Annotated in this window: 15 protein-coding genes; 13 read left to right on the top strand and 2 right to left on the bottom strand. The window is 34.2% G+C overall.

Annotation, left to right across the window (positions count from 1 at the left end):
- Positions 1 to 100: 100 nt before the first annotated feature.
- The 3 genes from LCM10_RS18535 to LCM10_RS18545 all read left to right on the top strand — a co-directional run bounded on the left by LCM10_RS18535 (position 101) and on the right by LCM10_RS18545 (position 3081).
- Positions 101 to 667 (top strand): lecithin retinol acyltransferase family protein, encoded by a 567-nt coding sequence (locus LCM10_RS18535; RefSeq protein WP_224877757.1) that lies wholly within the window; start codon positions 101 to 103, stop codon positions 665 to 667.
- Positions 668 to 846: 179 nt separating this feature from the next.
- Positions 847 to 1350: a JAB domain-containing protein gene (locus tag LCM10_RS18540; protein WP_224877758.1), complete on the top strand. Its 504-nt coding sequence runs from the start codon at positions 847 to 849 to the stop codon at positions 1348 to 1350.
- Positions 1351 to 1482: 132 nt separating this feature from the next.
- Positions 1483 to 3081 carry a DNA cytosine methyltransferase gene (locus tag LCM10_RS18545; protein WP_224877759.1) on the top strand — a complete coding sequence of 533 codons (1599 nt, stop codon included), beginning with the start codon at positions 1483 to 1485 and terminating at the stop codon, positions 3079 to 3081.
- 72 nt (positions 3082 to 3153) lie between these two features.
- Here LCM10_RS18545 and LCM10_RS18550 read toward each other — a convergent pair whose 3' ends face one another.
- Positions 3154 to 4416: an MvaI/BcnI family restriction endonuclease gene (locus LCM10_RS18550; RefSeq protein ID WP_224877760.1), complete on the bottom strand. Its 1263-nt coding sequence runs from the start codon at positions 4414 to 4416 to the stop codon at positions 3154 to 3156.
- A 292-nt stretch (positions 4417 to 4708) separates the two neighbouring features.
- Positions 4709 to 5122 carry a very short patch repair endonuclease gene (locus tag LCM10_RS18555; protein WP_224877761.1) on the bottom strand — a complete coding sequence of 138 codons (414 nt, stop codon included), beginning with the start codon at positions 5120 to 5122 and terminating at the stop codon, positions 4709 to 4711.
- A gap of 160 nt (positions 5123 to 5282) precedes the next feature.
- Between LCM10_RS18555 and LCM10_RS18560 the strand changes: the two genes are divergently transcribed.
- The 10 genes from LCM10_RS18560 to LCM10_RS18605 all read left to right on the top strand — a co-directional run bounded on the left by LCM10_RS18560 (position 5283) and on the right by LCM10_RS18605 (position 18901).
- Entirely contained in the window at positions 5283 to 7304 is a 2022-nt protein-coding gene (locus LCM10_RS18560) for a sensor histidine kinase (protein ID WP_224877762.1), read from the top strand.
- Positions 7305 to 7312: 8 nt separating this feature from the next.
- Positions 7313 to 7981 (top strand): hypothetical protein, encoded by a 669-nt coding sequence (locus LCM10_RS18565; protein ID WP_224877763.1) that lies wholly within the window; start codon positions 7313 to 7315, stop codon positions 7979 to 7981.
- Between the two features lie 14 nt (positions 7982 to 7995).
- The gene (locus LCM10_RS18570) at positions 7996 to 8976 is read left to right on the top strand and encodes a hypothetical protein (RefSeq protein ID WP_224877764.1); all 981 of its coding nucleotides are present in this window, start codon (positions 7996 to 7998) and stop codon (positions 8974 to 8976) included.
- A 159-nt stretch (positions 8977 to 9135) separates the two neighbouring features.
- On the top strand, positions 9136 to 9612 hold the full coding sequence (locus LCM10_RS18575) for a hypothetical protein (protein ID WP_224877765.1): 477 nt from the start codon (positions 9136 to 9138) through the stop codon (positions 9610 to 9612).
- A gap of 364 nt (positions 9613 to 9976) precedes the next feature.
- Positions 9977 to 10972: a GTPase gene (locus LCM10_RS18580; protein WP_224877767.1), complete on the top strand. Its 996-nt coding sequence runs from the start codon at positions 9977 to 9979 to the stop codon at positions 10970 to 10972.
- Positions 10973 to 11097: 125 nt separating this feature from the next.
- Positions 11098 to 11643 carry a hypothetical protein gene (locus LCM10_RS18585; protein WP_224877769.1) on the top strand — a complete coding sequence of 182 codons (546 nt, stop codon included), beginning with the start codon at positions 11098 to 11100 and terminating at the stop codon, positions 11641 to 11643.
- 240 nt (positions 11644 to 11883) lie between these two features.
- A complete protein-coding gene (locus tag LCM10_RS18590; RefSeq protein WP_224877771.1) occupies positions 11884 to 13932 on the top strand; it encodes a hypothetical protein in 2049 nt (682 codons plus the stop codon).
- A 58-nt stretch (positions 13933 to 13990) separates the two neighbouring features.
- Positions 13991 to 14773: a DUF1385 domain-containing protein gene (locus tag LCM10_RS18595; RefSeq protein ID WP_224877773.1), complete on the top strand. Its 783-nt coding sequence runs from the start codon at positions 13991 to 13993 to the stop codon at positions 14771 to 14773.
- Positions 14774 to 15122: 349 nt separating this feature from the next.
- Complete coding sequence (locus tag LCM10_RS18600) at positions 15123 to 16775, top strand: DUF262 domain-containing protein (RefSeq protein WP_224877775.1); 1653 nt, start codon at positions 15123 to 15125, stop codon at positions 16773 to 16775.
- On the top strand, positions 16772 to 18901 hold the full coding sequence (locus LCM10_RS18605) for a DUF262 domain-containing protein (RefSeq protein WP_224877777.1): 2130 nt from the start codon (positions 16772 to 16774) through the stop codon (positions 18899 to 18901). The genes LCM10_RS18600 and LCM10_RS18605 overlap by 4 nt, the downstream gene beginning before the upstream one ends.
- Positions 18902 to 19389 lie beyond the last annotated feature (488 nt).

Here is a 19389-nt window from a genome sequence, read left to right on the forward strand (position 1 = left end):
GGGGGATAATGACTTAACAAAAGGAAAAGGACGTACCTTTAATGCGACAAATCAAATTAATAAGAACTACAAACACAATATTTATTCTGGAGGTTAAAGCATGTTAAGAGAATTTGTAGATTTAGTAGTTTTTGCGGTAACTGAACCGATAAAGATCGCAATACAGATTATAGACGACTCTGAAGGCTCGTTAAACAAGCATAAGAGTACAATAGCTCCAATCGGTTTAACGGCTAACAAAAGTAAAGTTGAACCTAGTTTTGGTTCCCCAATTTATACTGATCTTGGATTTGGTACAGAGGGACACTCAGGGATATACGTTGGTAATAACAAAGTTGTTGCACTAAAGGGAAATGGAGAAATATCAGAATGCTCACTTGTAGATTTTACAAGTCATCCTACTACAGTACACCAACATATTTACGTGCCTTATTTTACGGATGCTCCTTATTGGTCAATCGGTTTTCCGTTAGCAGGAAGCAGAGCTATGGCAGCGGTAGGAAAAAGCAGAAAATATCACGTTTTTATGGATAACTGTCATCAATTCTGTTCTGGGTGTTTCACGGGTGATTTTGAGAATGCAGATAATGCATTATGGATGTTGAAAGACACAATAGCTAAATCCCATGGGGAGGCTATTCACTGGAAAAAATGGGATTGGAAATAAACATCTTATTTCTTCTCATGCCTATTAGGAAATTAAAAGAGCCTTTGGAAATTATGCTGATTAACAAACATTCAGCGGAATGTTACGTAAAGTCAGCAAAAATAACTATATATTATCCCTTTGAATAAAAACTTAGTGGCCATCTTAGGTTATAGATGTGCCAAATGGAGGGGAATATTATGTTATATTCAAAGTCAAAGAACCAAGTGAAAGTGTCAGAACAGAGCGTATTGAAAACAAAGTCAGCAAAAAGAGTTGATATAGTTAGCCTGAAAATGGTTAGGGAGAAGAGTTTTCTTTATCCTGAGAGAAGGGTTACTAGCCCGGCAGATGCGTATACTCTAACTAAAAGATTTTTTCTTGACTTGGATAGGGAACATTTTATTGTAATATGCTTAGATACCAAAAATCAGCCTACAGCAATTAACGTTTGTCATATTGGGAGTTTAAGTGCCAGCATAGTTCATCCCAGAGAGGTACTAAAACCTGCAGTTCTTTCTAATTCAGCATCTATCATTGTAGCGCACAACCACCCAAGTACAGATCCAACACCAAGTAAAGAAGATATAGAGGTAACAAAGCGCTTAGCTGAATCAGGTAAGATCCTAGGAATTGAGTTGTTGGACCATATCGTAGTTGGAGACGAGAAGTTTGTGTCCCTAAAGGAAAAAGGTTATATTTAATGAAATATTATGATTTACACAGGATCAATTATGTCTGATAATTGATCCTCTTTTTTTTCCAAAAAAAATTACCTGATTGCGCCTGGTAGGTTGGGTCGATTTATGGTAAATTTATAAATGAGGTGAAGCGTAGTGTTTTATGCAATAGACTTATTTTGTGGAGCCGGTGGTTTCAGCGAAGGAATCATGCAAGCGGGCTTTCATATAGTGTACTCTAGTGATAGAAGTGCACATGTCAAGGAAACTTATGAAAAAAGGCATAAACAATTGGGGTTAATCCAAGGGATTAATACACATTTTGAACTTTCAGACATTAGAGATCTTAATGGAAATAAAATCCTTTCGGATATCAATAATCTTGAGATGTTTAAGGATAATCGTTTAGAAGAAATAGATGTAATCTTTGGAGGCCCACCTTGCCAAGGTTTTAGCATTGCTGGCAAAAGGGATAAGGATGATCCTAGAAATACTCTATTCAGGGAGTATTTACGCATTATTAACGAAATAAAACCAAAATATGTTGTGATGGAGAACGTAGAGGGACTTTTAAGTATGGAGTTGAATACCGACTTCGAGAGTGTTAGTGGTAAAAAGTATCCAGACAACTCATTAGTAACTGAAGTATTGCACCAAGAGCTTGATGCCCTAAAATATAATGTAGACCCTATTAGAGTTTTGAATGCATCTGATTTCGGAGTACCACAAAGGAGAAACAGGGCTATCCTAATTGCCTCAAGAAAAGATGCAGTTAAAGCCCAGTACCCCGTACCGATCACGAAGGAACCCAGTGAGAAAGTAACAGTTATGGAAGCGATAGGGGACCTGTTCTCCGGTCAGGAACTATCTGGATATGCAGCGGATTTACAAAATGGAAGGACACCGCATTTTGATAACGGCATGCCCATCCCAAACTATTTCGGTGCTTATAATCAAGAGACTTCCTCACACACTGCTGCTGTACAGGAAAGGTTTTCTTTGTTCTCCCAAGGGGAGTCAACTAAGCATGTGATAAAAAAAATTACTTCTGAGGGATTAGACCTAAATGAATACCCTAACCTCTTCAGGGAGCTGATATTTAATTCGAATTCTTCACACAACCTTAGTGAATTAAAGCAGGCTATCCATGAGTTAAAGCCCGATCTTTATTCGGACTTAAGCGAAAAAGAGGGAAACAAAAAATACAAATCATTGTTAAAAAAGATTATTAAGTTCTGGGACACCGGGTTAGAGGACAAAAAGGTGAGAGTTGTACTAGCGAATACTGACATTTCTCCTGAAGAATTTGCCTTGCTTTATGATCAGTGCAAAAAAAGTTGGAATAAAAGTTACACCAAAGAGTATATCCATGACTTATTTATGAATAAACCAGAAAAAATAACAGAATTCTTTTTGGATGCATTGTTGACAAGGAAAGATTCAAGGATAAGAATTAACGGTGCAGGCACTGCGCCAACCATGCTAACGCTACCTGATGACTTTATACACCCTGTCTTAAATAGAATATTGACTGTGAGAGAAATGGCAAGAATTCAAGGTTTTGATGATAGTTTTGAATTTGTGGGGAAAAGGACTACAGGTGGAGACAAGAGGAAGGATGAAGTCCCGCAGTATACTCAAGTAGGAAATGCGGTACCACCTTTACTTGCTTATGCAATTGCAAGGGAAATCAAACAAGCATTAATTGAAACGACTGAAGAAGAAAACACACGCGAAGAACAGCTTGCAACCTAAACATACTGCTCACGATTTAAAAGAAGGATAACAATTGTTATCCTTCTTTTGTTTTTTGTGAGTACAGGATTACTATTCAAAAACTAGTTGTGTTTGTTCTCCTAAGCTAGAGCTGTATCCTCCAGATATCTCTAACTGACCAGAAATCCCTGCTTCACCTTCTAGATTGATTGTTTCAGTTTCTGCAAACAAGAGATGCCGGAACTTTGGTTTAATGCGGAAACAATGCCCCTTATCTTTATACCCGGTACCATCTTCTTTGACTCTGCCGCGCCAATCGTAAGTAATGATACCTTGGGATATCAACAGGAGGAATGAACTGAAAATCGGAGCCCGAGTATATACTGCCTTGTTATAGTGGAAATAGACCTTTCCATCTATTTTGGTTTCCTCTGCTACAACCCAAACAGTTTCAGGGTGTTTGTTTAGTAACCGCTCCTTTATCTCGCTTAAATTCCAGGAGCAAGTAATGATTTTTTTCCCCGAAGAATCTTCGTAAAGTTGGTACAACAGATTATTCTCTTCATCTACTTCTAAGGATAATCCCTGATTATTTGTTTTATTAGAAACCGTCACGAAGAGATCCATAAAACCGGGGTATTTCTTTGAGGGATAACCATACTGCCGTATCATCTCATTTGAAGAGGGGATATAGCTATTCTTCCAATCAGGTACCATGGAAAACAAGGTATCACTTGTTCTCACTCCTGCTCTTTTTGATTTTAGTTCAATCTTGGATTTAAAGTCGGCAACTTTATCCGAATTAGGAAGGATGCCCAGAAGTTTCTCGAAAGTTTCCCCAACATCTTTGGCGGCTGATTTTGTGCGGTCAGGTGCCACACTTATTTCGGGTTCTTTTGCGATACCAGATAATAATAAGATGAGTTCTGCCTTGATTGCATCTTCCTCTTCATGTCCAAAGAACTCACTTATAGAGTTTGGAGTGAATCCCTCATCAGTTAAGGGAATTACAACCATTCTACCTTCATGGACAGTAATATAAATCATATCACCGCTGCCAATGAATTTTTTTAGCCCATAAATCCACAAGCGTGGATCACCTTTTTTGGTTTTAGGTCGATAAAAGCTGGATTGGACAGGAATTACCTTATCCGTAATGACTATGGATTCTGCTAATACCTTTCCATCAGAACCTTGGATCATATTTCCGTAGTCCACAACTCCTGTTAGAACGGTACGAATGGGAGCGGAAGCATCGATGATAGCTTTATGAAGCATGGTATCCGTTAACCTAACAACTGCATACTCTTCTGGATGATACTTCACGATTTTTTCAAGCATGGCCATTTCTTTTTCAGTTGGAATAAACTGCATGAGTTTTCCTCCTTGTGGGTATTGGTTGGGTGTTTTTTGTGAAAGTCATGTGGGTAAAAAATATGTGATAATTAATTATTTTGATATATGATTATTATAATATCAGGGCTTATGTTTTATGTAAAGGAAAAAAGTTGAAAATAACAACTGATATTTGGTTGTGAAATTAAAAGTTTTGAACTTTTTATTAGTTGTCAGATATTTTTAGTGAGGCATTAGCAGATACATGGTCAAGCACCCATAAATAAACAAAAAGATGGGGCTTTTGAAATTCTGCCCCATCTTTTATCTTCTATTTGCTTTTGGCCGCTTTAATGAAATTTTCGATTTTATTAATAGTACCAATAAAATCTTCAGTGATCTCATGTTCCCAAACCCTCAATATATGCCACCCTTTTTCAGAAAAATATTCATTTACCTCCTGGTCTCTTTCTTTATTCCGGTCAAGCTTCTTCCTCCAGAATTCAGGGTTTGTTTTAGGATATCTGCCATGAAGATGGCAAAAGTGCCAGAAGCAAGAGTCAATAAAGATTACAACTTTATACTTCTTTATAGCTATGTCGGGTTTCCCTTTCAAGGTCTTTACATTTTTTCTGAATCTGTATCCCCTTTTCCACATTTCTTTGGATACTTTATCTTCAAGCTTTGATCTAGATTTAATGGATTTCATGATTCTCTTTCGTCCTTCAGGAGAAAAATTAGCCATTATATTCACCTCTGCATAACAAATACCCATAGTCAGAAAATATTACACTAAAATTAGGGTGTGCATGCTATGTAACCAAACTATCTTCCGCATGAAAAATGGATTTATAGTATATTTATGGTAGGTATTTATTTTATTGTAAGTATTGGGGTGTGTTGTAATGGCGCAAAAATTACACTTTAAGGCTTCTACCAATGTAAAGAGCTTGGTAGGAAAAGATCTTGTGACAGATGAAGTAGCGGCAGTTTTTGAGTTGGTTAAAAACTCATATGACGCTGATGCTACCGAAGTTGAAATTGACTTTTATAATATTCTTGAAGGCTCAGGGAAAATTATCATTTCAGATAATGGGACAGGAATGAGTCTCCAAGAAATTGAAGAAAAATGGATGGTTATAGGAACTGATAGTAAAAAAGATAAAGGCAGCTCGGACATCTTTAACCGGCCGCTAAATGGAGATAAAGGAATTGGACGTTTTTCTGTTGACAGATTGGGATCTTTCCTGAATTTATATTCTGTAAAAAGAGGAACTAAGAAAAAAGTGGAAATGGAATTTGATTGGAAACTTTTTGATGATGATTTTAAAAACTTAGAAGACATTCCGTTTTCATACAGTCAGTCCGCTACTCAAGAAAAAGATGGTGTAACTTTAGAGATTAGCGAACTTCGAGATAAATGGAGTTTCAAAAAGATTGAATCCTTAAAGAAGAACTTAAAACATTTCAAATCTCCTTTTCCCGTTAATGATAACTTTAAAATTATTTTGAATGCACCTGAATTCGGGATTAATAAAATAGAGATTGAACCTTATGATTTTTCTGATTTGTCCCCGCTATGGATAAAAACAGAGATTAGCAAGGATGATACCACTAAAATTAACTACACTGTAACAAGGGATGGAATCGAATACCATGAAGAGTATGAAAATACTTATGGATTTGGTCCAATCTATAGTGAAGTTTACTTTTTTGATAGAGGATCAAAAATTAGCTTTCAGAAAAAGATGGATATGAGGGTCAGAGAATTTGGCAATGTACGCCTATATAGGGATGATTTTAGAATTCATCCCTATGGAGAGCATAATAATGATTGGTTAGAGTTAGATAGAAGAAAAGCTCAAGGTAGTTCTCGGTTCTTTGGAACAAGGGATTTAATAGGCTTTGTTCAAATAAGTAAGGCGTTTAATCCGAAAATTGAAGTCTTAACAAATCGTCAGGGTTTAAAAGAAAATGATTATTTCTTTGAACTAAAGGATTTCTTAAAGGACTATGCTCTTAAGCCGCTTGAAAAGTATTTCTTCAAAAAAGGAAACAATGAAAGTTTCAAGAAGGCCAAAGAAAATGTTAATACCGCGGTTCTGGAGCTAAATAAAGTTGCCAAAAATGTGCAAAAAACAGACCCTGATACTGCTAAGATGCTAAGACAAATTTCAGGTCTGGTGAAAAAGAGTCAATCTGATCAATTAGAATTTGTCAAAAATCAAGAAGAGTTATTAAAGGTTTATCAACGAGCAGCAGGAAGAGAGATTCTACTCCATAAAATAATTCATGAAGGATTAATCAGAATTGAGAGAGTCAAAACGGTAGCCTCTTCGGTCCGTCGGAAAATCCGAAAAGAAAGAGAAAGCTCAACAGACTTGCTTAGTTCAATAAATGAGAATTTAAACAAGATTAATCTCCTTGCTGATGATGCCAAAGAATATTTAAAAACGGCACGAGATCACATAATCAGGAAGCGAGAAGCTGAGAAAATTAATGTACCGGATTTCACAGAAAATTATTTATTTAACTTTCAAGACCAATTTAACTCGCATGATATCTCAGTAACGATGGATATTGAAGGAAATATTTTTTACAAAATTGATAAGGAAGATTTGAAGACAATATTCAATAACTTCATAAGCAACTCAATTAAGTCCCTTAAACAAGTTGATAGAAAAAGAGAGCTACACATAAAAATCTTCCAAACCAAAAAGTTCTTGATTTTATTGTTTAAAGATAATGGAATTGGCATCCCGAAACACCTTCGAGATAGGATTTTCGATCCTTTCTTTTCAACCACTGAAGGGTTTGGTATAGGATTGTCCATTGTTGATGAGATTGTTGGTGAATACAGCGGAGAATTAAATTTAGGAATGAACACTGAAGTAGGCGTTGAATTTCAAGTGAAGCTAAGAAAGTAGGAATAAGCATGTTAGAAAGAAGACTTTTAATAGTTGATGATTACGTAAATACCGCAGAAGAAACGATTCCGGAATATGAAGGTATTTTTGAAGACTTACAGGAAAATCAAAACTTAAACTACAAAATCACATTTTTATGGGAGCCGACAATTCAATCTGCAATAGAAAGATTAAGCAGAAAAGATGAAGTAATTGATGTTGTCTTAATTGACTATGATTTTAATACCGGTGATCAGAATACAAAGGGAATTACGCTGGTAAAACAAATAAGGGAAACTATTAATAAGCGCTGTAAAATAATATTTTATACGATGCATGGTATAAATCAAATAAGTAGAGGTGAACTTATAGAGCTAATTAACAATGATGTATTTAGATTTTTATCAAAGAGTGGTGAGACACTTCCTTTAAAGTATGAAAAAGTAGGAAACGAGTCAGACCAGCTAATAATAGAAGCGGTTATAGATGCAATCAGCAACTCAGATCCGATCAGTAACACTCTTGAAAAATATTTAGTGAAATATTCTCACATACTTGATGATTTACAGATAGATATTGATGGAAGTAAATATCCGTTAAACGATTTAATTAAGGCTATTAGGCTCTATCAGGAACCAGGTAATCGGTTCGTAAATAACTTGCTGGAAATGTCAATATTAGAATATCTAGAATCATAAAAAGAGGTTTTAAAATGAACATAATTCACTATTCTCCCAAAAGTAAAGGTATAAGGTTTTTTAGATCGGCAACAAGCTACCTAAAAAGACAATTTTCCGATCAAACAGATATGATCATAGATCATTGGGATGACAAGGATTTTTTAAGTACTTTAGAAACTAGGCAAAGCAATTTAGATTTAGTTTTTATATTTGCACATGGCTGGGAAGACGCAATATTAAAAAGCAGAAGAGGAGAATTCAAAAGATCTATAGAGTTAAGGCATGCAAAATATTTTAACAGTAAATTTGTTTTAGCAAATTCCTGTTATACAGCTAAAGTATGGGGACCTGAACTTATCGCTAATGGTACTTTGGCTTATATAGGGTTTGATGATTCTATTGAACCCATTTTCCGCTTTGACCATTTTGAGGGTAGGAACCTTAATGAAGCATTATCCATAATTTTTAAGCATGTTTACAATAAGGTGCTAATTGACTGTATTGAAATATTTGTAAAGGATTGTAGGACTGCTCAAGAGTTTACGGAATTTTTAGATTTGAAATTCCGATTAGAAATAAAGGAAATCTCGAAACTAAACATGGTGGAATTAAGAAAAGTATTTGCTATTCCTGTAAAAGAAGAGAACTTTCCCCGGTTAATTAAAGCTATTAAACTCGCGTTTATAAGTAAATTAGATTTTCTAAATGAAAGAATTGTATTATTGGGAGAAGAAAATTATATTCCTTGGTTTTTCCTTAAAAACATGGACGAAGCCTCACTAAATAAAACGCTTAAAAAAATTGATGGTATAACGGAGAAAACCAATAATTATTATAAGTATTTTGTGAAATTATTGATTTATGCACAGTTAAATGATCACAAGAATTATTTAATTAACTACGGACTATTTAATTCTGAACTTGAAAAAAGAAATGCAGAATCTGATACAATTCATTTGCCGTTTGAAATTTCCGATAATTTGGAGCAGACCCGTATTGAACTTTCCAGTTGATCTTTATATACATAACACGATAAAAGATTTGGTATAAGGATCATTAGTGAACGGTTGATCAGGGATTTATCAATGTTTAAAAATTCGAGGTTTAACGAGAAGTGAAGAGTGTTTTAGGTAATTTTGTTAAATAGATACATTGGAAAGAGGGAATTAATATTGGACTTTAACAGTGTTTTTTTATTCTTAAAAGAAAACTGGGAAATTATCAGCGGTTCAGTAATTTTGGGCTATATTATAGGGGTAGTTTCTTTTTCTAGGAATGTACTTACAATAAAGAAAATTATTGAAGAATTAAAAGATAAAAAAGAACAAAAGGAAAATAAACTAAAAGCTAAATTCTCTGCCTATACGAAGAATGCTGGCCGGAAAATTGTCTTAAAGAATAAAGGTCATGAAGCTATACTTTTGAAGGTTAAGCTTAATGGTTTAGATGTATATGATTGTGATGAACTTGATATTACTACGAATGATAAAATTAATGCAGAAAGCCCAGCTATAATTTCAATATTGAAAATGAGAAATGAATTTCAAAAAGATTTTGTGCTAGATATTACATATCAAGATGCTCACACACAGAAACATAAAAAGAAAACTGGTAGTCCAGCTGCTAATAAAATAATTACTCCTGAATAAATGAAGATAAAGGCTTTTTCTTCTATAAGGATTAACCCTTTTAAATTTAGTCAAAAGGGATGTATCGTTCGCCTAGATAGAATAATGGGTTCTATAAAGGCGAAAGACGTTTTAATTATCACCAGTAACGGAATTGCAATCGCAGAAGATATATCATTCTAATTTATCACTGCATATGCACGAATGAATGGTAAAGTAGTTTTTCCTTTATTTAATAACAAAAAATTCTGTTTGATCAATAGGAATTTTGAATTTAGTTAAGATATGCAATGTATTTTTCAAAGTAAAACCGCCTGCTGTAGACAAAAAAACAAATGGAGAGTCCTATTACTTTTGTTAAAATTCAGAAAAGGGAGTGAATCTTTTGGTTAAATTTGATGATAAAGAATTCGACAAAGCGTACGAAGAAGAAATAAATAGTGTCAATGAACAACTTAAAAAAGAAATTTTGTTTGCTATGATCGGAGACGTCAATTCTGGCAAGTCTTCAACAATCAACAAACTAATTGGAGATGAAGTAGCATCGGTGGGTTCTAAGCCGGGAGAGACTACTAATGTTAAAAAGTATAAATATAAGGATAAAATTATCTTTGCTGATACTCCAGGGTTGAATGATATTAATAGAGAAAATTCGGAAGAAACTTTTAAGTTCTTTAAGGAAGCAGATGTAATTTTATTTTTCTTGAACGCGGCTGGAACTGTATTTTCAGAGGGTGAAAAAAAGTACTTTGAAAAAATAAGTAAGGTTAACAAGGAAATAATTTTTGTATTAAATAAAATAGATGCTGCCGAAGATATACCTAACCTTGTAAAATATATTCGAGATAATACAGGCAATAACTATAAAGTTACTCCTATTTCTTCTAAAACAGGCGAGAATATCGATTTATTAAGAAGTACTATCCTAGATATCCTTATGCTTAAAAAAAAGGATATTTTATTCGCTAAGCATGTTAGAGAAAAATCTTCTATAGCTAATAGGTGGATATTAGGAGCTTCAACTTCTGCTGCAGCAATAGGAGCATATCCGCTTTTGGAATCAGACACTAAACCTCTAACGGTGATACAGGTGGGGCTCATGGTAAAGTTAGCCGCATTGTATGAGAAACCTATAACAAAAGATAGAGCTAAAGAGCTAGTCATAGCAACTATGACTGGAAAAATAGGAAAAAGTATATTTAAGAAAGCTCTTAATAAAATCCCGGGGGCTAAGTCAGTTCTTGGAGCTGGAGTAGCAGGAAGTGTGACTCTTGGTTTGGGATATGGTATTAAATATGCTTATGAAAATAACATTGAGCTCGATGCTGAACTGTTAAAATCCCTTTCTAAAGTATTTGAAAAAGAGAATGTTAAAGGGTAAACAAAATAAGACCTTGGCTGAGGGGCAAGGTCTTATTTTTATATAGTGTAAAGGTTCAACTAAAAAAATTTAGTGGGCGAATCATATAACGAGTAATATGAGGGGAAAAGGAGGAAAATAACACAGTGGTACATTCTCACAATGAAAATAAGCGGAAAAAACGGACATTTACTAGAGCGGAAATGATCGATTTTACTCGCGGAAAATTAATAGAAGCTAATGAGGGAATTGAATTTGTTACCCAAAAACATAATGTACTTACATGTAGATACAGAGGAGAAACGATAAGTGTATATATTAGTTCTTCACGTGATTATTCTACCTTTGATGAAGGGATGGATTATAAGCCTAATCGGTTAAAAGCATGGAATAAAGGGTCACAAAATATCTTTAAGTCTTATGACTACTATGCTCTTTTAGTAAAGGCGGATGAAAAAACCCAATATGTAACAGAAAAGAAAGGTAATATAGAGGGGATTTTTGTATCAAGGGAAGAAATGAATTCATGGATGTCAAATAAGGTTAAAGTTCCTTCTGGTATGGTTAATTTTTATCTTCATTATTCTCAGTTACCTGATGAAAGTGGAAGTTTTGTGAATGTAATTGATGACAGAGAAGAACTGGCAATATCTTTAAACCCGCTGTATAAAAAAGGTTGGACGATCAGATGAAAAAGATTCAAAATCAGGTCGATTACTAAATTAATATACTTAGAGCGAGCATCCTCAATTTAAAGAGTCCAGTTGACCATATCATTCCCTAACCTTTCTATATTATGCTAACTGGTAAAGTACCTACTCACGTCTTTATCTGTGAGAAAGCAGGACGTCCAAAATGAATATAGAACAAATCTAGCCCTGGGTCAAAGGGAATAGAGTAAAGTGTTTTTTTCGTTGGGAGGGAGCAAAGCTGTGCTTATGACTAAAGGAACATTTGTAAGGTGGAACGCCAGAAACAAAAAAAGGTTTATAGAGCTGGGTTATACTTTCACAAAAATGAATGTTTGGTTTCCTGTCAGAGTTGAGCATTTAGCCCAATACTCTGATACACCAGTTGATGTAATATGTGATTACTGTTTAGAGGAGGGTATAACAGTAAGGAAGAAAAATAGTCTATGGAAACAATATTCGCATTATTTAAAAGAAAGGGAGTTTGTAAAAAAGGATTGTTGTGATAAATGTAAGTATAAAAAGTTTCGTGATGTTTTGATCTATAAACAACATAGAGGAATGTTAAAAAAAGAAGACAATGGTTATTGGACTTTTGATGAAAATCGTAGGAGGGAATTAGAAAAGTATATCCTTAAGTACGGAACCATTTATAGGATGAAAGATAATCCCGAAGGGAAGAAGTTACATAGTAATTTAGTAAATAAAAGAGGAAACCCTAGCCCAAAAAGTATTTCTACTATGGCAATTGGTATTGCAATTAAGCATAATCTTGATATTAATTTGGTGGCACCTCGTAAATCTTCAGATTTTTATCAGGATGAATTTGTGTTTTATGAAGCAATTAAGAAGCTGATGGCAAAGCATAATAATGTTTTCCCAACAAGTAGTATAATTATGAAAGAATTGAAAGTGGGATACAGAGTATTAGAATATCATGGAGGTATATATGAAATAAAAAGAAGGCTTGGTCTAGATAATAAAGAGGACTTGCGGGATAACAGTGGATTTTATAATTCAAGTAAGTATGAAGTGTATGTAGCAAACTACTTATTCGAGAATAAGATTCCTTATAAAAGAGAGCAATCCCCTTTTCCCAATATGGACTATCGGAGTGATTTTCTTATTCCTATCCCAGGAGAAAGAGAACTACATGTAGAGGTATGGGGATTTGAAAAAGATAACCTATCCACCCGGGGTGTTGAATATAACGTGACTAGGCTTGAAAAGGAAAGGCTTTATGAAGACTATTTTGAAGGTAAGTATATTAGCATAGAGGGGCCAGAAACTTTTGAAAAACAAAATTATAGAAGTATACAAGAATCACTATTCGATATCTTTTCTGAATATCATAACCTTCCTTACAAATATATAGAGAAAAGTAAATTTATCCCCTCTGGTCTACTTAGTGATGAAGAGTTGTTTTCTAAAGTTATGGAGATTAGCGAGGATCCGGAGTTTCTCCCAAATACGACTACCTTGGTCAATAACGGATATCGATCAATTTATTTTGAAATTATACGTCGACATAGTACATATGAAGAATTTGCAGAGATATTTAATATGAAAACACGATTCAAGCCACGTGGTTACTGGGATGAAGATAAGATACTGGAAAGCTTTTTATACATGCTTAGGGAGTTTGGGTATATTCTGAATAGAGCCGAAATCCAAGCCAAGGTATATGATGATAAGCTACAAGAACTAAATAAGCGTATTTCAAAAATAAAATTTATTGACGAGAAATTAAAACTGTTTGATTATTGTGTGCAAAACCAGATCCTTATTCCCGATAGGGAAATACTTTGGTTAATTAAAGTAAAACAAAACATTGGCCGAAATATAAAAAATAAGGTTAATGAAGAGCAACGGGCAAGAGTGGCAGATATTATAAGAGTTCTAAATATCAATGAGCAAACCCATTTAAATAAAGAAAATATCAAAAAGCAAAATGAAATTAGACAGCTAGCATTTTCAACGTTTGAGTATATGCTTGAATCTTATAGTCAAATTTTATCCATAAATGACTATAAAGTTGCCAGAGAGAGTGACTTGTTACTTAATGGTACAAATATTTATAAAAGGCTCAAAAGAAGGGGAATGTCAATAATTGAAACTAAGCTAGACTTCTTTAATCACTGCATTAAAAACAAAATTGATCTACCTTCGACTGAGGTTATATGGATAAACAGTATAGCTGATGGTAAAACGAATAATCAAGTTATCCCAACTATTGAAGAATCAAAATATGCTAGGAAAATACAGAAGCTACTTCAAAATTCTATAGGATAGACAGAACTATAACCATAAAAATGATTGGATAAAACAAACTCTTCAAGGGGGGGAGAAGATGAGTTTAATATCTGGCGGGCAAGCGGGCTTTAACTCTGTGATATTCTATAACCGAAGTCATAGAGTAAAGGCAAGTAGAAAGAAAGACGGATGTATCGAGGTGAATGTAGTTTCCACAAATGGAAGTAATGGAACAAAAGTGGGGAAGTTATTTGATAAGATTCCTTTCATAAGAGGTATGTGGTTAATGATAGAATTGGTGATATTAAACTGGAGACTCTACCTAATAACTTTAGTTCTGTTTTTCACCATGTTAATCTTACAGAATGTAACACATGAGACAACTGAGAGAGATACAAGCAGCCTTTTTTATCTTTTTTTTACCCCACCGTATCATTTTATTTTCCTTTTGGGAGTTTTAATGTGTGCTTCAATATTTATAAAAATCACTGAAGTGGGAAAATACCATAGTGCAGAACATATGGTGGATAATGCTTACGAAGACTCACAAGACATATCTTTACAGAATGTTCAAATGTACTCGAGAGTACATAAGCAATGTGGTACGAACCTTCTGGTGTTTATTTTAATCTTTTATTCTATCTTTTATTATCTGCTGGATAACAAGTTTCTTGGAGGTTTTCTTTCATTCAGTTTTGGTTATGAAGTTTACAAAATTAATCATATGTGGATTAAAAGAGCACTTACACCGGTATATGCTTTCAGCTATACTTTACAATGGTTCCTTTTTACCTCAAAACCTAATCCAAAGCACCTTGAGGTTTCCATTTCTGCTTATCAAGAAATGGTTAGTCTTAGTAAAGCAGGAAATGATGAATAAGGGAAATTACTAAAATTATAAGGGGGAACGCTCAAAGTCGGGGGTTCCTTTTGTTGTTTTCTTGAAATTTATTATTTTCTCCAAAATCTTTTAATTCTACCACCTAGGGTTAGTCTTCTTTTTTTTATTTCCCTATTATCATTTCTCTAATTCCCCTAACTTCTTTTTACTAATATTCCTAAAAAATCCTCCTGAATAATAGGTCTTTATTCATAAGTATTTTATAGTGTTTAGAAAGATATAGTTATGCTGCCACGGAAAGAAAGAGTAGGGAGGTTAATATCTCTATTTCTAATTTACTTATTTAAATTTCTAAATATTGTATAATAATCAAAAAGGGGGACAGTAAATGGAGCATATTATGTTGAGGTCGGTTAACGAATTAATCGATGTAGGTCATTTTTACATTCCTTCGTATCAACGTGGTTATCGTTGGACAGCTACTCAAGTAGAAAATTTACTAGACGATTTATACGAGTTTATGGGAAAAAGCTTTGGGGATCCAAAGGCTTTTTATTGCTTACAGCCGTTGGTTGTACGGAAACGTAAGGATAGTAGCTATGAAGTAATTGATGGACAACAGCGATTAACTACAATTTCAATTATATTATCTTTCCTAAAGGAAGATTCATATGAATTAGAGTATCAGACACGTAAAGGAAGTACGGATTTTTTACGGGGCTTAGGAAGTCAGGAAGAATTAGAAGAAGTCCATAACAATATTGATTTTCACTTTATGCGAGAAGCCTATTCTACAGTAGTAAGTTGGTTTGAAGGAATTCAAACTAATAGACAAACGGTCAAGAAAAAGTTTTCTATTATGCTTGGAGAACAAGTGAAAGTTATATGGTATGAGGTCCATTCTACAACAAAAGAGCGTGAGGTATTTAGTCGACTAAATGTAGGTAAAATCCCATTAACAAGTGCAGAACTCATGAAGGCCAGGTTAATGATCGATCTTGATTATAAAGAGCGGGTCGAATTATCGACGCAGTGGGATCATATTGAACGATCTTTACATAGAAATTCATTATGGTATTTTCTTGGTGTGAACAAACATTATGAAAATCGAATTGAGTTCTTATTTGACATTATTGCTAATAACACAACAATGACTCAGGCTGATCCCTACTATACATTTTATGAATTACAGGAGTATAAACCAACAGAAATCTGGAAAGACATCTTGGCTATAATGGCAATACTTGAAGAATGGTTCGAAGATAGAGAGTTATACCATTATATAGGTTATTTAACAATCAAAGCACCTATCACAAAGTATATTACACTATTTAATAGTGATAAAGTTGCCTCGAAGAAACATTTTAAGGAAATGCTTGGTCAAGAAATCATTAAAACCATCCGTGTAGATCGATTAGAAGAGCTTGATTATTATAATAATTATGAGGAAATTAAACAAGTCTTATTACTCTTCAATGTTCTTACTATGCTCAATCAGCAACAATCAAACAGTATGTTCCCGTTCGATAAGTATCATAGCAATAAAAGTTGGAGTCTAGAGCATATCCATGCTCGAAATACAGAGGGGCTGCGTACAAAAGCACAATGGTCTGTTTGGATTATTGATGCAATTAATTTCTTGGAAATTCAAAAAGATTATAAGGATTTAGTGATCCGACTAAAAAAAGTCGATATAGAAAAACTAACAGAAATTGAATTTGAACAACTATCCCAAACTGTGTTTGAACAACTACGAGGTGAGCTAGCCTACGAAAGTGATGGGATTGAAAATTTGGTATTACTAGATCAGGCTACTAACAGTCGCTTAAGCAATCACTTCTATCCTGTAAAATATAAACGTCTAATTAAATATGACCAAGAGGGTTGCTTCGTACCACTTGCTACACGTAACACATTTATGAAATATTACAGTGCGCAAGTTGATAGCTTTGAGGTCTGGACACAAAGCGACCGTCAAAATTACCTTGCTGCAATTAAGGGTACGCTTTCCAGATTTGTAAAGGAGGTGGAATCTTTATGAGATATACTTTTTTGAAGTTATTGGAAGAATACCGAATATGTGTCCCGATAATTCAGCGGGATTATGCTCAAGGAAGAAAAGATGAGAAAGCGAAAGATGTTCGCGACAAACTTGTGCCTTCACTTAAAAAAGCACTTCAAGGTGAGCCGCTAGATTTTGATTTTATATATGGAACTATTAAGGAGAAAAATGATGAAATGGTCCTTTTTCCTTTAGATGGACAACAAAGACTGACAACTTTATTTTTATTGCATTGGTATTTAAATATAAAGGAGGATGGGAAGTTAGGGGGGCTTTTAAAACGTTTTTCGTATGAAACGCGACTTACAACAAAGGAGTTTATTGATCATTTAATTGAGAGTAGCATTACGAAAGAAGAATTTTCACAGGGTTTCTTATCTGCGGTAATTCGTAATGAAAAGTGGTTTCGTCACCAATGGAATTTTGATCCGAATATTAAAGGAATGCTAGAGATGCTTGATAAGATTCATTTGGAGATGAAATTATTCACCCCAAAAGCATTACCAGTTCTTTTAAGTGATGATTGTCCAATCACATTTGCATTTATGGACCTTGATGAATACCAATTAGATGAAGAATTATATATTAAGATGAATGCAAGAGGGAGAGCTTTAACCTCGTTTGAGAATTTTAAAGCACAATTTGAACAATTGCTTGAATCTCTTGGATATGACGAAGAGATAAGTGAGTTTTCATCTAAGCTTGATCAGGATTGGACCAATTTATTATGGTCACATTTAGGGCCGGAGAAAACAATAGATCGTCCATTTTTAAACATTTTTACTTTTGTATCATCTGTTCTACAAATGAAGAAAGATATCCCTTCGGATATATTTCAAAATAAGCGATATATTGATATGGATGTGCTCAGCGGAATATATAATGAAGAAATCGCAGTGAAGTATCTTTTTGATGTATTAGAAATCTGGTGTCAAGTTACTGACATAAATGAGTTATTTCTAAATATTGAAAAGGAGACGCCATTATTTATTACAGAACCCAATATCTTCAAAAAGCTGGTCGAAAGCGGAAATGTTACCCTTCCAGAGCGAATTTATTTTTATACCGTTACACAAGCTCTGCTTCATGGGAAAAAAGAGGAACTACCAGATATCTTACGTATAATTCGAAATCTCGTTCAACGTGTTCGACAAGAAAGACAAGGCGAATATATCTCTAACTTACGTTATGATGATATTGGAGAAATTTTTAAGGCAGTTGATGTATTGATTGAAAGTCATAACAATCCATATACCACATTGCAAGCAAATAAAAAGTTACCTGGTTATACCCGAGACAGTTTTGAGCAGGAACGCTTTAAAGCTCAGTTAATTAATGAAAAACCAAGTTTAAGGGAAGTCTTATTTAAGCTAGAAGATTTACGGGAGATTTCAGGAAATCTCACCGTTCTACGCGAGCCGTTAAAAAAATATGGTGATGACTTATACCCTCTTGTAAAAGAAATGTTAGGGGTAGATCAAGGGCTAATTGCAAGAGCATTGCTAACTTTTGAGGACTATAAGCATCATCTTGGGTACTCATCGCTTGGGGATTTCTTTAATTGCGAAAGATATTTATATGGTGGGAATTTTCGAAAGTCATTCATATGGACATCCCCCAAACTTCAAAAAGTTTGGAATGAATTATTGGAACACTATTTTTCAACAAAAAAACAATCAGTACAAGAAACTCTTCAGAAGATAATTGAGACAAATAATACATGGGAAAAAACTCATTACGCATACTATTTTGTAAAATATCCCGTTATATTCAATGCCTCACACCTAACTTTTGTTTTTGAACATGAGGATGAGTTTCTGATTGAGAAGCTGAGCGGTAAAACTGTTCAAGCTATGCATATCAATCCTATTTATGAAGCGGTCATTAATGAAAAGCCACATCTTTGCAATAAAGACAGCAGCCTTGCAAAATCAACTGATCGTAGTAAGCTTGTCACTACCTCTGGAAAAATACTGTGGCTTGAAAAAGGTAAGTGGACGACAATTAGTGAACATAAATCTCTACTAGACGATACTCTAACCCAACTTCCATTTAATTTAGATCTAGTCGAACAAGGAGTGCGACTTGTAGAGATTCTAAAATAACTGGAATTTAAGAATAGAAACTAACGCAGAGTTAATGTTATTATTATCGAGTTCTTTCTTTAACTACTTCAGTGATTAATGGTTGACCACAAGGTGACCACGAACTTATTTGAGTGATAGAACTGAACTGGATTTATCGAACTGTATTTAATTGAAATATGGACATATGCTACAGAAAAAAATAATAAATACTTATAAAAACTGGATTGTATCATGGGCGGCATGATGTAATAACGCCCTCAAACCCTTGATGTGAATGGGTTTTTGAGTAAGGTGAGAGTGAAATGCAACCATCTTACTACTAATGAGGTGAAAAAGGAGTTTCTCATGAGTTGACACTTGTGGGAAGCTTCTTTTTTTATATCTGATATCATAAAACGCACCTCTTTTATTAGGATAGGATTGATCTATACCTATTCTTTGTAACCTAGAGACTTGTGCCATCTAGACTTTTCAAGGTCCTTAAGTTAATTATTTCTCCCTGCTAG

This window comes from Rossellomorea aquimaris (genome assembly GCF_020171925.1).
GTDB classification, from domain to species: domain Bacteria; phylum Bacillota; class Bacilli; order Bacillales; family Bacillaceae_B; genus Rossellomorea; species Rossellomorea aquimaris_F.

What these genes read in the sequence shown, in the direction of transcription:
- LCM10_RS18535 (WP_224877757.1), top strand. Translation starts at nt 101, where the DNA reads ATGTTAAGAGAATTTGTAGATTTAGTAGTTTTTGCGGTAACTGAACCG.
- LCM10_RS18540 (WP_224877758.1), top strand. Translation starts at nt 847, where the DNA reads ATGTTATATTCAAAGTCAAAGAACCAAGTGAAAGTGTCAGAACAGAGC.
- LCM10_RS18550 (WP_224877760.1), bottom strand. Translation starts at nt 4,416, where the DNA reads ATGCAGTTTATTCCAACTGAAAAAGAAATGGCCATGCTTGAAAAAATC.
- LCM10_RS18555 (WP_224877761.1), bottom strand. Translation starts at nt 5,122, where the DNA reads ATGGCTAATTTTTCTCCTGAAGGACGAAAGAGAATCATGAAATCCATT.
- LCM10_RS18560 (WP_224877762.1), top strand. Translation starts at nt 5,283, where the DNA reads ATGGCGCAAAAATTACACTTTAAGGCTTCTACCAATGTAAAGAGCTTG.
- LCM10_RS18565 (WP_224877763.1), top strand. Translation starts at nt 7,313, where the DNA reads ATGTTAGAAAGAAGACTTTTAATAGTTGATGATTACGTAAATACCGCA.
- LCM10_RS18570 (WP_224877764.1), top strand. Translation starts at nt 7,996, where the DNA reads ATGAACATAATTCACTATTCTCCCAAAAGTAAAGGTATAAGGTTTTTT.
- LCM10_RS18595 (WP_224877773.1), top strand. Translation starts at nt 13,991, where the DNA reads ATGAGTTTAATATCTGGCGGGCAAGCGGGCTTTAACTCTGTGATATTC.
- LCM10_RS18600 (WP_224877775.1), top strand. Translation starts at nt 15,123, where the DNA reads ATGGAGCATATTATGTTGAGGTCGGTTAACGAATTAATCGATGTAGGT.
- LCM10_RS18605 (WP_224877777.1), top strand. Translation starts at nt 16,772, where the DNA reads ATGAGATATACTTTTTTGAAGTTATTGGAAGAATACCGAATATGTGTC.